Origin of the sequence: Endozoicomonas sp. (genome assembly GCF_051008435.1) — a bacterium.
Classification (GTDB): domain Bacteria; phylum Pseudomonadota; class Gammaproteobacteria; order Pseudomonadales; family Endozoicomonadaceae; genus Endozoicomonas_A.
Genome location: NZ_JBPCXO010000524.1, coordinates 1 through 15,777 on the forward strand (window position 1 = coordinate 1; position 15,777 = coordinate 15,777).

The 15,777-nt window shown below is 48.0% G+C and carries 14 protein-coding genes, 1 tRNA gene and 1 pseudogene; 3 read left to right on the forward strand and 13 right to left on the reverse strand.

Going from position 1 to position 15,777, the window contains the following annotated elements; all coding sequences use genetic code 11:
• Positions 1-208 (forward strand): annotated as a pseudogene (gene tnpA, locus ACR2PX_RS26385) (IS200/IS605 family transposase); the annotation flags it as partial.
• 265 nt (positions 209-473) lie between these two features.
• On the opposite strand, the gene ACR2PX_RS26390 reads toward tnpA, so the two are convergent.
• The 4 genes from ACR2PX_RS26390 to ACR2PX_RS26405 all read right to left on the reverse strand — a co-directional run bounded on the left by ACR2PX_RS26390 (position 474) and on the right by ACR2PX_RS26405 (position 4,791).
• Positions 474-1,523 carry an AAA family ATPase gene (locus ACR2PX_RS26390; RefSeq protein ID WP_434002343.1) on the reverse strand — a complete coding sequence of 350 codons (1,050 nt, stop codon included), beginning with the start codon at positions 1,521-1,523 and terminating at the stop codon, positions 474-476.
• A gap of 189 nt (positions 1,524-1,712) precedes the next feature.
• Positions 1,713-3,167, reverse strand: a complete 1,455-nt coding sequence (locus ACR2PX_RS26395; RefSeq protein WP_434002344.1) for a coniferyl aldehyde dehydrogenase — start codon at positions 3,165-3,167, stop codon at positions 1,713-1,715.
• A 388-nt stretch (positions 3,168-3,555) separates the two neighbouring features.
• The gene (gene nadA, locus ACR2PX_RS26400) at positions 3,556-4,602 is read right to left on the reverse strand and encodes a quinolinate synthase NadA (protein WP_434002345.1); all 1,047 of its coding nucleotides are present in this window, start codon (positions 4,600-4,602) and stop codon (positions 3,556-3,558) included.
• Between the two features lie 113 nt (positions 4,603-4,715).
• Positions 4,716-4,791 (reverse strand) — tRNA-Lys (locus ACR2PX_RS26405).
• Positions 4,792-4,995: 204 nt separating this feature from the next.
• On the opposite strand from ACR2PX_RS26405, the gene ACR2PX_RS26410 reads away from it, so the two are divergent.
• Both ACR2PX_RS26410 and ACR2PX_RS26415 read left to right on the forward strand, forming a co-directional pair.
• Positions 4,996-6,516, forward strand: a complete 1,521-nt coding sequence (locus ACR2PX_RS26410) for a M81 family metallopeptidase (protein WP_434002346.1) — start codon at positions 4,996-4,998, stop codon at positions 6,514-6,516.
• Between the two features lie 124 nt (positions 6,517-6,640).
• Positions 6,641-8,023: an esterase-like activity of phytase family protein gene (locus ACR2PX_RS26415; RefSeq protein ID WP_434002347.1), complete on the forward strand. Its 1,383-nt coding sequence runs from the start codon at positions 6,641-6,643 to the stop codon at positions 8,021-8,023.
• Positions 8,024-8,107: 84 nt separating this feature from the next.
• Here the strand turns inward: ACR2PX_RS26415 and queC are convergent, their stop codons facing one another.
• From queC to ACR2PX_RS26460, 9 genes are all read right to left on the reverse strand, one after another.
• On the reverse strand, positions 8,108-8,788 hold the full coding sequence (gene queC, locus ACR2PX_RS26420; RefSeq protein ID WP_434002348.1) for a 7-cyano-7-deazaguanine synthase QueC: 681 nt from the start codon (positions 8,786-8,788) through the stop codon (positions 8,108-8,110).
• A gap of 247 nt (positions 8,789-9,035) precedes the next feature.
• Positions 9,036-9,686, reverse strand: coding sequence for a 7-carboxy-7-deazaguanine synthase QueE (queE, locus tag ACR2PX_RS26425; protein ID WP_434002349.1), 651 nt, complete (start codon positions 9,684-9,686; stop codon positions 9,036-9,038).
• A 200-nt stretch (positions 9,687-9,886) separates the two neighbouring features.
• Complete coding sequence (ybgF, locus tag ACR2PX_RS26430; RefSeq protein WP_434002350.1) at positions 9,887-10,714, reverse strand: tol-pal system protein YbgF; 828 nt, start codon at positions 10,712-10,714, stop codon at positions 9,887-9,889.
• Positions 10,715-10,816: 102 nt separating this feature from the next.
• Complete coding sequence (locus tag ACR2PX_RS26435) at positions 10,817-11,377, reverse strand: OmpA family protein (protein WP_434002351.1); 561 nt, start codon at positions 11,375-11,377, stop codon at positions 10,817-10,819.
• A gap of 228 nt (positions 11,378-11,605) precedes the next feature.
• A complete protein-coding gene (gene tolB / locus ACR2PX_RS26440) occupies positions 11,606-13,027 on the reverse strand; it encodes a Tol-Pal system beta propeller repeat protein TolB (protein ID WP_434002352.1) in 1,422 nt (473 codons plus the stop codon).
• Positions 13,024-13,863, reverse strand: a complete 840-nt coding sequence (locus tag ACR2PX_RS26445; RefSeq protein WP_434002353.1) for a TonB family protein — start codon at positions 13,861-13,863, stop codon at positions 13,024-13,026. Before ACR2PX_RS26445 ends, tolB begins: the two co-directional genes overlap by 4 nt.
• 79 nt (positions 13,864-13,942) lie before the next feature.
• On the reverse strand, positions 13,943-14,389 hold the full coding sequence (gene tolR, locus ACR2PX_RS26450; RefSeq protein ID WP_434002354.1) for a protein TolR: 447 nt from the start codon (positions 14,387-14,389) through the stop codon (positions 13,943-13,945).
• Positions 14,390-14,406: 17 nt separating this feature from the next.
• Positions 14,407-15,081: a protein TolQ gene (gene tolQ / locus ACR2PX_RS26455; RefSeq protein ID WP_434002355.1), complete on the reverse strand. Its 675-nt coding sequence runs from the start codon at positions 15,079-15,081 to the stop codon at positions 14,407-14,409.
• A gap of 325 nt (positions 15,082-15,406) precedes the next feature.
• Positions 15,407-15,751, reverse strand: a complete 345-nt coding sequence (locus ACR2PX_RS26460) for an acyl-CoA thioesterase (protein ID WP_434002356.1) — start codon at positions 15,749-15,751, stop codon at positions 15,407-15,409.
• Positions 15,752-15,777: the final 26 nt, after the last annotated feature.

The following is a 15,777-nucleotide window of genomic DNA, read 5'->3' on the forward strand; positions in this document are numbered from 1 at the left end:
AATTACCCACCAAAGATAGCCCTGTCAAAACTGGTCAATAGCTTGAAAGGTGTATCCAGCAGAAAGCTGAAACTGCATCACCCTGAAGTGGCAAACCGGTATTACCGTTCGGCACTATGGAGTCCATAGTTATTTTGCTGCAAGCTGCGGTGGCGCTCCTATAGAAGTCATCAAACAGTACGTTCAGCAGCAGAGAACACCGCATTAGCCGGCTATCGCCGACGAGCTTACATTCCCGCACTCAAAGTACGGGGTTTTACGCTCAACCGATAATCTTTAACTTCTATCAACCAAGTTTGTTCCCTCTCGACATAGAGAAAGTCTACCGCCTTAGATTGCCCAAACATATTGGTAAATTGATTACGATAGAATGACCACTTATCATACTGCGCCGCTCCCATACTGATGCCCGATTGCGAAGGCCCCGGAAAAGAAAACTTTAGTCTTCCTTCACAAAATACCACCATGCCTTCTTACTCCGCTTCCATATACCGGTCTGATTGAGCTAACTCTTCATCCAACAAAACCAGTGTTTCTAGGTCATCGACTGCCCCCCCCTGCTCAACAGAAACTCTAGAATCCCCACCGGGCTTCAGGGCGAAATAACGTTGAGGCAAATTATGATATACCGGCTTGGAAGCCATTAGCTCAATTTCCCTCAACAAGAATAGAGAGTGTGTAGCACAAACGACCTGAACACCATTCATGCTCAAATCAAGAATCGACTTAGCAAGCAGCTTGATGAGTTTTGGATTAAGATTGGCTTCCGGCTCATCCCAAAACAATAAACCACTACTCAGTAATGTACCATTCGCTATCAGGCGGGCTATCATGGCTAGCTTTCGTAGGCCTTCAGCCAACAAGGATATTTCAATTTTCCGCCCCAACCCTGTTTGCAGATAAAACCGTCCGTTCTTATCCAAAACCAGTGTACCCCCCATAGCATCCTCAAGGGGCTTTAGCAAAGCTTTTGCCTCTACCTCGCGCGAACCTTTTACAGGTAACGCACCTAAAAGGTCACAGGTATCAACATAAGCTTCATCAATTTCCAGATAGTGGTTCTTATAAGTATTTGGTAACCAGGCATAAGAGGTCATCAACTCCCTGGCTGGAAAAAAAACAACCTTTTCTGAATTCCAGCGTTTCGGTAACTGATTGATCTTAACTTCGGTTTCCGCTCTTGCCGAAAATTCAAAACTGACCGAATGTTGGCTATTCGTGCATTCAAAACTCATAGTGCATGATTGAATACTCTTGTTACTAACTATGCCGCCCAATTTCTCAGGCCTAAACACATTAACCAGCTTTTCTCCGTATGCACTCTGTAATTTACCCTTTGACGGTGCTGTTCCAGGGCTTTTCCTAGCATCAAGCACACCAGTCGCTAGACTCGCATAAGCAGCTTTAAGTAAATGAGATTTACCACAACCATTCTCACCCACAATGATATTAATACCAGGGCAAAGCTGAAGTTGCGCGTCTTGAAAGGCCGTCAGGTTCTCGATACGAATACTATTCAGCATCCTGCGTTAATCCTTGTAAGTTAGGACATTTCTTTGTTCGTCTATTATACCTACTCTAGAGAATCAGGACGCAGTTATTGTGAATTATTGAAGACTCTGAACTAAATCGCCCGAAGAATGGCTTGTGAAGCAAGATAGACTTGGAGAAATTAGCCGGTTACACCATGGTAACCGACTTTGAGAAAGGGCTTACTTTTTAATCATCCCCTTCAGGGTCTTATCGGCTTTCTCACCATAGGGAGGCAACATACCGCCCAGAGCCTGTAGATTGATCTTGGTCTGAGTAAAGACTGAACGGGCATGACTGAATGTTTTAAAACCTTCAGGGCCATGGTAGTTACCCATACCACTGTCACCCACACCACCAAATGGCAAGTCTTCACAGCTGACATGTGCCAGTACATCATTAATGCAGACACCACCGGATGTCGTATTATCCAGAACCTTACGAATTTCGGCTCCCTTTTTCGGACCGAAGTAATACAGCGCCAGCGGTCTGGGGTTAGCATTGATATAGTCAATGCACTCATCCAGCTTTTTATAACTCTTCACACTGAGCAGTGGTCCAAACAGCTCATCCTGGCTGACTTTCATATCAGTAGCAGGATCAACAATCAGGGTTAATGGGATTTTGTGAATCCCCTTCTGGCTTGAGAAATCTTCATTGGCTGGATTAATTTCCCTGACATCGCCCCCTTTGTCTTTGGCATCCTGAATATAACCCAGCAGACGTTGATAGTGACGCTCGTTGATCACCGATGAGTAATCTGGATTATTGAGCAGGGTCGGAAACATTTCCGCCACAATGCTGGAGGCATGACTCAGGAACTCTTCACGCAGGTCTTCCGGCACAAAAACATAATCCGGAGACAGGCAAACCTGACCTACATTCAAGGTCTTACCGGCAAATATACGACGAACCGCTTCTTTTAAATCAGCATCCCGGGAAATAATGACCGGCGACTTGCCCCCCAATTCCAGGGTAACCGGTGTCAGATTCTCAGAGGCGGAACGCATCACATGACGAGCAATAGAAGTCGCTCCAGTGAAAATCAGATGATCCAGCGGCAGACCGGATAAAGCCGCCCCGACTTCAGGCCCTCCCAGGAAGCCAACACACTCTTCTTCCTTGTAGTACTTCTTGATCAGGGTATGCAGCAGCGTGGAAGTCTCGGGTGTGACTTCCGAATACTTGATCAGGGCTCTGTTACCTGCAGCAAAAATACCTGCCAGAGGAGAGATTACCGTATGAATCGGGAAGTTCCAGGTTCCCAGAATACCAATTACCCCCTTTGGCTGGTATTCAATACGAGCTCGGGCACCAAACAGGTTCATGGGCACTGGTGCCTTTCTTTTCTCAGGCTTCATCCAGGATTTCAGGGACTTGCGGGTATGCTTCAGGGATTCAAGTGTTGAATAAATGTCGGACATTAACGTTTGATGACTGGAGCGATGACCAAAGTCCTTGCTTAGCGCAGCAACCATTTCATCTTTATGGTCATGAACCAGATCAATCAAGCGATTCAGGCGATCAATTCGGACTTCAGCCGTAACAACGCCTTCTTCCAGATAAGCCGCTTTCTGACGATCCAGCACCGCCTGCATGTCGGCAGTACTGACATCAATCTTCTCTTGTACGGTCATTTCTCCACCCTCTTTATTATTCTTTTTACCGCGAATCTTTTTTGCATTCCTGAGGGAAGAAAAAATGATTCAGTCACTCATGGCTGTTAAAACACTTCTAGCCAGATGTTGCAGGGTCTTTTAGAAACCGTTGATGCCTTGCTTCACTATCAACGGTCTCCTGGGAGCCTGACCGAGAATACTGTCATCAGGGTATCCCAAACCCAAACGCTTGGAATCGTCCGAAATAATGACACACCCGTGTAATATTAGAAAGGGTTTACAAAAACAATTAAGACGGTCAGCTCACAAACAAGTAAAGCCTCTGACAAATAGTCAGAACTTCTCTTTCAGCACCCATAAAAAAACCCGGGGAAATCACCCGGGTTTTTCTTCAGCCCTGATAAACTCAGGCAGAGAGCGATGCGGTAAAATCCAACATACGCTTCAATGGAATCAGAGATTTCACTCTCAAAGCATCATCCACTTCTACCACATTCAATGCACCTGGCTTTTCCAGACACTGAACCAAGGCTTCCAGAGAGTTCATCGCCATCCAGGGACAGTGTGCACAACTCTTACAGGTAGCACTTTCTCCAGCAGTAGGCGCTTCGACAAAGGATTTATCCGGAGAGGCCTGCTGCATTTTGTAGAAAATGCCACGATCAGTCGCCACAATAAAAGTGGAGTTAGGCAGTTCCTGAGAAGCTTTCAGCAGCTGACTGGTAGAACCAACGACATCCGCCACCTGTACTACTGAATCCGGTGATTCCGGATGCACCAGAACCGCTGCATCAGGGTATACCCGCTTGAGATCTTCAATACCCTTGGCTTTGAATTCCTCATGAACAATACAGCTGCTATCCCAGAGCAACATGTCTGCTCCGGTGTTTTTCTGGATGTAGCTGCCCAGATATTTATCGGGCCCCCAGATAATCTTTTTGTCCTGATCCATCAGGTGCTCAACGATGTCGATTGCACAACTTGAGGTCACCACCCAGTCAGCCCGAGCTTTTACCGCTGCTGACGTATTGGCATAGACGACAACTTCACGATCAGGATGCTGATCGCAAAAAGCCGAAAACTCATCCACTGGACAACCGATATCCAGGGAGCACTCTGCTTCCAGTGTCGGCATCAGCACACGCTTTTCCGGACTCAGGATTTTGGAAGTTTCACCCATGAAGCGAACACCGGCAACCACCAGAGTATCGGCAGAATGATCACGACCAAAACGTGCCATTTCCAATGAGTCGGCTACATAACCCCCGGTTTCTTCAGCTAACGCTTGAACCACAGGGTCCGTGTAATAATGTGCAACAAGAACAGCATTTTCCTGTTCAAGGAGCTCACGCACCTTTTGTTTCAGTGCTTGTTCTTTTGCTTCATCCAGGCCCTGAACAGATGCGCCACCCAGGTGCTCCTGAACAAATGCTCTATCACTAAGTACACTCATAAAAATCGGTCTGAAAGTCTCTTAAAGACATAATTTGGCAAATTGCGCCGATATTAACACAATTGAAAGATTCGGGCAGCTAGGAAAAAGAGAGAAAACGAAGGAGGGGAAAATGGTGGGTCGTGTAGGATTCGAACCTACGACCAATTGGTTAAAAGCCAACTGCTCTACCAACTGAGCTAACGACCCGACGCGGCGTCATAATACCCAGCCGACTGAATCTTGCAAGCTTTTTCTGCAACCTGTCTTACATTCCATTGATAAGACTGCGTCAGTGCTTTTTTTTCCTTGGATACTGGTCTATGTATTGTGTCAGCCCTTTGGGAAATCAATTATGAGTAAACTGTTTTCATCATCACTGACGAAAATGTTGCTCTGGCACATGGCTGATCTATGCGTGCACTGATTGCAATGCTCAAGCATGAAACCAACTCTTTTTCGCCACTGGTCACCGATCTGAAACGATTTAAAGAGTGGACTCTGTTGTATGATAAACAGATTGTCGAACGGCTTTTTGAAACCAATTCTCCCACCGCTGGCTATCTGAAGTTACTGGATGAACTGAGAATTCCAACGGAAACTCCGGTTGCAGCCGAAGCCATGCCATCAGGTCCGGTAGATGATGAATCCTTCTGGCAACTGAAAGAAAAAATCATTGAGCGGCTTAAAGGGGTAAACCTCTGCTTACTGGATCTTCATGGTGCCATGATTACCCAGAGCAGTCTGGATGCCGAGGGGTTCTTTCTAAAGGAAATCCGTCAGCTTTACCCGGATCTGCCTATTGCTGTGAGTCTGGATTTTCATGCCAATGTCAGCCCTGACATGGTGGAAGCGGCCAATATTATTTGCGGTTACCACACTTACCCCCATGTTGATATGAAGGAGACCGGTCTGCGAGCTGGCAGAATATTAATGAACACTCTGTCCGGTAAAGTAAACCCTGTCATGAGCCTGGGACAAATCCCTATTCTTCCTCATACCCTGAAACAGGGCACGGATGATGAACCTTTCAAAAGCCTTATGAAACTCTGCCGCTCAAGAGAATCGCTGGACGGGGTCATCGATATCAGCCTGTTTGGAGGCTTCCCTCTTTCAGATACTCCCGATACCGGTCCCTCGGTTATTGTCATTACCAATAATGATCCTGACCTGGCAAACATTCTCAGAGATGAAATAGTCACAGCAGCGTGGGAAGTCAGAGAGCAGATGATTTACAGGCCTGACCCTCGAGATAAACTGCTGAAAAAAGCAGCGGAGTTAAAGAAGACCACTCTACTGCTGGATCATTGTGACAATTGCGGTTCAGGGGGAACCCAGGATGTCATGACCGTGATTCGCGAGGTCATCAAGTACAGCTTAAAAAATGTGGCAGTGGCGGCAGTGTGTGACCCGACCGCTGTGCATTTGATGCAGGTGGCCGGTATTGATCAAATCATCACTGTCGATCTGGGAGGTAAAACCGATATGGCCTTAGTAGGCCTGAAAGGGAAACCTCTAACACTGACCGGAAGAGTGAAAGCACTCACTACTGGTCGATGGACGCTAGGTGGCCCCATGTACAGCGGCATCACAATCAACATGGGACCTACTGCAGTTTTCGAATGCGGAGAACTGGAGATCATTGTTACTTCTCACCATATCGAACCCTGGGATAAAGGGATTTTTATTGCCTGCGGCATTAACCCCGAACTTAAGCGTTACTTGCTACTGAAAAGCCGCATCCATCACCGAAGCAGCTTTTCTTCACTGACCCGCAACGAACTTCTGTTAGATGGTGAAGGCGTAACCAGCTCTGACTATAGCCAGTTTCCATTCCAACATTTGAGAACCCCTCTTTACCCACTGACTGAAGATGGACAAAGCGTCTCAAATCAGGGGGGGGGTGTGAGTCAGAGTTTTGAAAAACCCCCATAAAACATAAAGATAAATAAGTTTTATGAAAATCCTCAGAAACGACCAGCCAAAACTCCTGAAACTTATTCAATTTCGACTAGGATTAAGCGATTCACTCTAATCTTGTTATAAGAAAGGTAGTCTCATGTCACCCAAAGGACTAAGGCCTCTCTCCCTGTTTATTGTTACTGCTTTGCTGTCTCTGGAAGTTGCCAGTGCTGGTCAGAGCGGAGTACAGTTTCTTGGTAGTAAAAAGCTGGATTACAGTGAAGATCAACCTATTCTGGGAATTTCTTCAATCCGTTACGACAAGGCTCATAACCAATTCATCCTGCTTTCGGATGATACTGGAGCCGTTCCCAACTATTACGGTAAAAACGGGCAGTCCCGCTACTATCTTATCCCGGAAGAAACCCTGATTAACCGTCAAGGCGTGGTAAAAAGTAAAGATCCTTTTTTGAAGACCTCAGGCAGTCTGGTGCAGGAAGTCCCCATTCAGCCCAATGACACCATTGTGTGGACAACCAACGGTCATATCGATACCGAAGGCTTTGATTTCCTTGGTGACAATGCCTTTTTGGTAGCTTCGGAACAAAGCGCGACCTTTCTGTTCAACTGGGTTTCCCCCTGGATACGCTTTCCAGGATGGAATGTTCACAGCAGTCTGCTGAAAGTGGGCAGAGATGGCTCCCTTCTTGGTGCTTATCACTACCCCAGCGAATTCTCCAACTCCGGCTGGCGCTTCGACTGGAAGGTTCCTCATTGGGTACCTTTTGCCTATGACACTGAAATATACAACTGGCACAGTGAAGACCCTAATCGGAAAGGGGTTAAGCGCAACCGGGGGTTTGAAACTGTCACTCATCTGCCGGGCACCAGCGACTACATCGCCATTACTGAACAGAGCCTCCTGCAAGATGACAAGAACTGGGATCATTCGCAAGGCACCACACCCAGTCGAGTATTGCGTTTTTCCATGGCTGAGCCCGCCAACCTGGTTTCTGCCTACGTTAAACCAGACGTACAGTACCATTATCAGCCCACTCCCGTTCCTGTAGAACTTTTTGATCCCTTGGCTGATGTTATTGTACAAAGCGTCAGCGATGCCCAGGCAATCAATGATCATCAGTTTCTCGTGATTGAAAAAAATTACGTCAAGAAAGCCAATAGAAAAACCGTCAATTACTCCTTCTCGGAGATCTACCTGGTTGACCTCAATGATCCTTTGCCACCCATTCAAGGTAACAGTAGCAATGGTTCACAAGAGAGCAACAATGAAACGCCAGAGAATACTGTGACGCCATTGCCGTTACTCAGAAAGAAGCGTCTACTGAGCACCCAGGATTTCGAAAAAACCTTTCCGGATTTCAAAAGAATCAACATTGAAGGGGTGACACTCGGGCCTGATGGGGATAGCGGGAACAAGCTGCTGGTTCTGGTCAGTGATAACGGCGCTAATTCGCCCAAGCCAAGAAGTACAGACGTAATCTTTTTCAAGGTGCCTGAGAAGCTGTTCAAGATGCAATAAACCTTTCAAAATGCCGCACTCTCACTCTTTGAGAGTGCGGCATTTTTTTATTTCAGCAACCTTGAATCAACGAATGGTTAACACTCAGGATTCTTTGTAATAAGGAGTAGGATCAGAAACCCCGGCTTCTTCAAATCCTTTTTTGCGGTAGCGGCAACTGTCACAAACACCGCAGGCACGGCCCTGCTCATCTGCCTGATAGCAGGACACCGTTATTCCGTAATCCACTCCCAGACGACTGCCTTCCTTAATGATCTCAGCTTTGGTCAACTCCAACAGTGGAGCACGGATATGGAAGTGATCACCCTCTACTCCCGCCTTGGTAGCGAGGTTAGCCATTTTCTCGAACGCTTCAAGATACTCAGGACGACAATCCGGATAACCAGAATAATCCACGTCATTGGCACCAATGAAGATATCCCTGGCACCGAGTATCTCAGCCCATCCAAGCGCCAGAGAAAGAAAGACAGTATTACGTGCAGGAACATAGGTGACCGGGATACCTTCTCCCAGGTCCTCAGGGACATCAATATCGTCATCCGTCAAAGCAGACCCGCCAAGGTCACGTAAATCCAGCTTCAGGGTTTTATGAGCCTTAGCTCCCAACTCTTTTGAGACTCGAACAGAGGCTTCTAATTCCACCCTGTGTCGCTGACCGTAATCGAAGCTGACGGTATAGCACTCATACCCCTGGTCTCTGGCAATAGCCAGCACTGTGGAAGAATCCAGACCACCGGATAATAAAATGACTGCTTTTTTTGTCATGCTCTTGGTTCCTGTTTCAATAAAATGCAACCACATAAGAGGCTGACTGATAATAGTGATCGAGATTAAATTCAGTAGAACAAGGCCACTTTTTCTGGATTTTAGGCCAACTTATCAATTCTCGGTCAGGCTCTCAGGGTTACAGAGACTCTTTTAATCTGGATAAGCCGGCATTCCAACCGGCTTTTATTCAGATTCAAGGCTTCTTACCTCTATCCCTTTTGCCACCAGGGAAAGCTGGAGGTACTTAAACCCCTGTCTTGTCACCCCAGATCACACGGTGTAACTGCACCTGGAATCGGACGGGTAGTTTGTCGGAAATAATCCAGTCAGCCAGCTGGTCTGGCCCCAGTTGATCATTGACGGGAGAGAAAAGGACATCGGATACCCGGTTAGCCAGGTTGTACTGCATCATCTTACTGACTGACCAGTCATAATCTTCCCGATTGGCAATCACGAATTTGATCTGATCATTGGCAGTAAGATGCTGAATATTTTCGTACAGATTTCTGTGACTTTCGCCGGATGCCGGTGGCTTGAGATCCATTACCTTGACCACGCGCTCGTCAACCGGGGAAACATCCAAAGCACCACTGGTTTCCAGAGAGACTTCATAGCCTTTATCTGATAATCGCTCAAGCAGAGGCAGACAGTTTGGCTGACCAAGGGGCTCCCCGCCTGTGACACACACATATTTTGCGCCATAGCCTTCGACCACATCAATAATCTCATCCAGAGACATGCGGGTGCCGCCATGAAACGAATACTCCGTATCGCACCACGTGCAACGCAGAGGGCAGCCCGTGAGACGGACAAACACAGTGGGCAGGCCCGAGGTTCGGGACTCCCCCTGCAGGGAGTGAAAAATTTCAGTAATTCTGAGGGTATCAGCAGTCATTGAGCTCTCACCAGACGTTCAGGTCGGCAATACTAGGAGTCCACCCGACTTAAGTCAATTTCGGGTTAAAAACGTTGGCTGAGGAAGGGCTGTTACGACAGTAGAAAGAACGTCAGGAGTGCTCAAGAGGAGGCAATACAGCAGGCATAACCAATAGAAGAAGCAATGCCCACCCGGGAGGGAAGGATGGGCAAAATCACTCAGGTACCGGACATATTCCTAAGATAAGTATCAGACAATCTGGCAGCAGCACTACCGGGGTATTGACTTATCACTGATTCGAGACGTTTCTTGGCAGCGGCTTTTTCGCCCTGCAGATCCAGAATGCGACCCAGCTTATAAGTAGCGTCTGGAACTTTTGGACTGTCCGGATAGGCATCAATCAAAGCCTGAAAGTCGCCCTGTGCTTCCTTGTACTTACCTTGAGCCATCTGAACTTCACCCAGCCAGTATTGGGCATTATCCGAGAACTGACCTTTGGGGTAATCTTTCAGCAATTGATTCAAGGCGACAACCGCGTCATCAAAACGCTTATCCTTGATGAGGGAGAAAGCGGCCTGATAAGCTGCTTCTTCACGGGTATCCGATTGACTGACCGATGGTTTACTGCCAATAGCAGGCAATATCACTGGAGAACGTTTAGAGCTTCCGGCTGCCACAGGAGCAGTACCGGAAGATTCACCCAGACGGGAAATGCGCTGATCAAGATCCAGGTATCGATCCCTGTTTTCCTGCTGCAACTGTTTGATCTGATAAGACTGCTCTTCCACCTGCCCTCTGAGGGTCATGATCTCCTGGCGAAGCTCATCCACCAGGTTCAACAAATGGGCAGTGCCTCCTGCTGCGGGCTGTACTGTAGCTGATTCAACCTGAGGCTGAACCTGCGAGACCTCAACAGAGTCATTGCTTCCTGAAGGCTGGGAGTCCACCACAGGTACCTGTGCCTGGACATGAGAAGCCATCAGGCCGGCAAGAGCGATTGCCGGTAGCGAATAAAAAGCAGAACAAAAAGATCGTTTCAGACGCATTCAGTCTCATTCCCTGTCGGGCAGCCATGAGCCTGAAATGCTGCCCACCCTTGGCACTCATGCCAGAGAGCGGGCCATGGCTGCATTATGAAATCAATGGTATCAGTTGATTACAATGTGAGCACGGCGATTCTTCGCCCAGGCTTCAGCATTGTGAGCCGGGTCCAGTGGCTTCTCAAAACCGAAGCTGATCACTTCAACACGGCTTGGAGAAACACCCTTGGCTACCAGGTAGTTTTTCACAGAATTAGCACGACGCTCGCCCAGGGCCAGGTTGTAGGTGCGAGTTCCACGCTCATCGGTATGACCCTGGATGATGATGTTCTTGCCACGACCTTCACGGGAGTTCAGGTAAGCAGCTTGCACGTCCAGAGCCTTATAATCGCTTTCTTTCAGTTTTGAGCTATCAAAGCCGAAGTGAAAGGTTTTATGTTCCAGCATCTGTTCGATCTGTTCAGGAGAAGCCTGAACGTCACCGCTGTCGATCACAGCTTGAACAGCAGGATCCAGGACAGGCGTAGTTTCAATAACTACTTCTTCTATCACTGTTTCAGGGGCAGTATCAACATTAGATGTACTTTCACCACCAGTAGAGGCACAACCCGCCAGCCAGAGTGCAGTAGCAGACAGCGCGGCGGCTTTGACAAAATTGGCAAAACGCATGACAAGCTCCAATCGTTCGTTCAGTGTTGGTAAGTCAAAAATCAATGATTTGATTGATGCAGTACAGTATCAGAACTGCAGACTCCGGACTAGCCCGAATACCAAGGGAGTCAGCCGAACTTGTGACTATTTCGGCCTAAAATCCAGAAAGAGTGTTCATCTCTTCAAAACTTTAGGCCTGCAGCCTCAAGTTCACCTTTTTCCCCGGCGAACTTATCCGGCCCGATTTTAGCGTTGTGTACCTAACGACGGTCCCCACACCGGCTCTCTGACATCACCCTCGGCCGATGGCAGGCGATATTTTACTCGACCATCCGCTGTGACAATGCCAAGCTCCCCATTTCTGTTTCCCGTTACCGCATATATAAGACGACGGCCCCCTGGGGAAACACTGGGTGAATCTTCCAACCGGGCTGACGTCAGCAGACGCAGTCTCCCAGTATCAAGATCCAGAATTGCGATGTTAAATTCGGCAGCTCCCTGACCTTTATGAACCAGTGCCAGCGATTTACCATCAGGGAATACTTTAGCACGGGCATTGAACTTACCTGTAAATGTCAGTCGCTTGGGTTTCCCTTCGGCGACCACAGTACCGTTCGACAATCTGTTCACACCCACCTGATAAATCTGGGCACTGCCCCCACGGTTAGAAGTAAAAATCAGACTCTTGCCATCTGGCATCCAGTCAGGTTCGGTATCAATGGAAAAGTGCGATGTAATCTGGCTGAGCTTACTGGTCGCCAAATCCATCACATAAATGTCCGGGTTATCTCCCTTGGACAATACCAGTGCTACCTGTTTGCCATCCGGAGAAAAGACCGGAGAGCTGTTCAAGCCTTTATAACCAGTCAGTTTCTGACGTTTGCCGGTCGACAGTTCCTGGACAAAAATGGCAGGACGCCCGGACTCAAAAGAAACATAAGCAACACGACTACCGTCGGGTGACCAGCTGGGAGACAGTATAGGCTCTCTTGAACGAAGTATCTCGCGCTGGCGCTGACCGTCGGCATCGGCGTAGTTCAGGCGATAGTCCGTACGCTCGACACTCTTGCGATTGGCCGTGACATACATGATACGAGAAGAAAAATCCCCGGGAATGCCTGTGATCTTTTCGTAAACAGCGTCACTGATATGATGAGCTAACCCACGCAGCTGACTTTCAACACCACGTGCCTTGCCTTTCATAATGCTTTTCTGTCGAACAATATCAAACAGCTGATAGTCCACTTCAAAGGTACTGCCTTCCTGTTTCACCTGGCCAGTGACCAGATAGGAAGCTCCCAGGATATTCCAGTCTCGATAAACCACATCTTTGGCACTGGAAGGGAAGCTTAGCATGTCCTTTCTGGGCAGAGGTGCAAACAGACCACTCAGACGAAGATCATTATCTACGACAGAGGCCATATCTTCCGGCAGAATTTTCTTGCCACTCCAACTGAAAGGAGACACCGCCACCTTGACAGCCTTATCATTTCCCTGGGTCACTTCGATCGTCAGAATAGCCTGAGCATTCTGCATCGACATTAACAGGACAGCCAACAGCCATGTGTTAAAAATGCCTCGTTTCCGAAACAAATTACCCATCACGGCCTGACCCGATCTCGATCTGCTCATCAAACCGATAGAAAACCATTGCACTAATTGTTTCATCTCACCAGATCCTCTGGCCTGAACCTAAAGTTAACGCGTTTGAAATTGTTATCGAACACACGCCGCTCAAGTTTTTTCAATTCTGGAAAGGGCGCTGCTTTCTGTATCGCCTGTACGACAGATCGATCATAAGCTTCATTCCCACTGCCTTCCAACAACCTGACTTCGAGCAGATCGCCGTAAGGAGACAGACTCAGCTGAACAAGAGCCACCATGCCATTTCGGGCACTGGGTGGCCGGTTCCAGTTCTGAGCAATCAAGCCACCAAGCAGCTGCTGATAATATCCAACTTCTGACTGGTCTTTTTCCGCCTGTTCTGCAGCGGCTGCCTGAGCCTGTTCGCGAGCCACTCGTTCCTGCTCCAGCTGCCTGAGCAAGTCTTCCTGCTGTCGCTTTTTCCTTTCCTCTTCAGCCAGACGTTCCCGTCGTTCACGTTCTTTTCGGGCCGCCTCTTCCTTTTTAGCTTTATCTTTCGCAGCCTGCTCCTTTTTCAGAGCCAGTTCTTTCTGCTTTTTAATTTCTGCCTGTCGACGAGCTTCCTGCCTGCGTTTCTGCTCAGCCAGCTCACGGGCTTTCTGAGCGGAGTCTTCAACGCTCTTGGCAGCATCCACTACCGGTTTCGGTGCCGGTGGTTTGGATTTAGGCTGGGTTACTTCGACAACACTGGCTTTGATACTTCTTGGCGGCACGATCCTCAATTCATCTTCAGATGACCAGTTCCAGGACAAGAGACCCAGTATCAGGATATGCAAGAGTATGGAAATAACCACTGCAAATCCGTAACCCTGAAACAGCTTATGACTGAAAAAAGCACCGATCAATGGAATCTTCTTCATTACAGCCCTGCGTTCCACACTACCATGGTCATGTTTTGTTCTGCCTGACGGTCAATCTTCGGGTAAACACCTTCTATCATCAGCGTTTTTCCCCTTCATCAAGCGATGCAGGATCTGTAATCAATCCAACATCGTTGACGCCTGCTTCCTGCAGTTTGGCCATCAGTTCAACCACCGAGCCATAATTAACCGTACGATCCCCTTTGATCAAAACCTGGGTATCAGAACTGGCGGACAGTACTTTGCCTACTTTATCACTGATATCATCCATTCCCTTGGCACTTTCCTGATTACCTCCCAGGTCAATAAAGTACTTTCCGTCTGACTGGATAGAAATGATCAGCGTCTTGGCATCATCAGGCAGTGGCATTGGTTTGCTGGTTGTTTTCGGTAATTCAACCTTCACCCCTTGCGTCAACATCGGGGCGCTGACCATAAAGGCCACCAGCATAACCATCATGATGTCGATAAACGGCACCATGTTGATTTCTGACATCGGCTTGCGCCGGGTTCTGGATCGAGCCATGATTTTTACTCGCTCCCTCAACCTGCGCGGTGACGACTGTGAACCTTGCGATGAAGAATACTGGAGAACTCATCGGCGAAGGTTTCGTAGTTCGCCAGCAGGGCTTCCGTTCTTGAAGCGTAACGGTTATAGGCCACTACTGCGGGAATCGCCGCTACCAGACCCACAGCCGTAGTCATCAGTGCTTCCGCAATACCGGGAGCTACTGAAGCCAGCGTAGCCTGCTGAACATTGGCCAGTCCACGAAAAGAATTCATGATGCCGACAACGGTACCGAACAGTCCCACATAGGGGCAGGTTGAACCCACACTGGCCAGAAAAGGCAGGTGCGTTTCCAGTTTTTCCTGCTCACGGGAGATGGCAACTCTCATGGCTCTTTGAGTTGCTTCCATGACGGCATCAGCATCCTCTGTGCCCTGGGAGCGCATCCGAGAGAATTCACTGAAGCCGGAGCGGAATATCTGTTCCAGACCGCCCAGATCTTCTTCTTTATCCAGCTCTTTATAAAGCTGGGTCAGGTCCATACCGGACCAGAAGCGATCTTCAAAAACCTGCATGTTCTGATGGGCTGAACGGATCAGTAAGCCACGCTGTACGATCATGACCCATGAAACAACCGATGCCACCACCAGCAGTGTAAGCACCAGCAATACGATCCAGCTGGCATTTCCCACCAGGGACCAAATGGACATGCTTTCTGCCACCGAGAACCTCGCTTTTAAATCGATGAATACCAGGAGCCTGACCGAGAATAGACAGGTCGGCCTAAAATCCAGAAAGAACAGCCGCAGCCTTGAGCGCTCTAGACAGTCCCGATGAATTGGCTTAAATAGGTCAACTATTCGCACAAATCCATCGAAAAAATGGCCCCGCTCTACTGAATTTTAATCTCGACCGCTATTCTCGCTCAGGCTCCAAGTTAGAGAAAAATAGTGTCGGCAGTCATTCTGGCTCTTAACCCGAAGCAGTGCCTATATTTTCACGATAAATAGATAGTTATGGATAATACCACCAATCTCAGGACGAATTGGTGTCAGGATTTAATTTATTCCGTAAGGATTCTGTAATCGCTGTGGGTTTTCGGGTTTGACTGTCCAGACAGGCCACTACGAAACAACCCTCACATAATAAAACATCTTTACGACAGACCTGTTGCAGAAAAACCATTCTGGCTCTGCCCATACTTTCAATTCGGGCTGTCACGGTCAGAGAGTCATCCAGCTGGGCAATCTGTTTGAACTGGACGGAAGCATCCACCACCACTAGGAGCCTGTCGGACTTATGCTTTCGAGCATAAATTTCAGTAGAACGAGTCGAATTATTCGATGGATTCGTGAGAATAGTTGACCTATTTAATCGAATTCATCGAATAATTGGGCCGTTCTTTC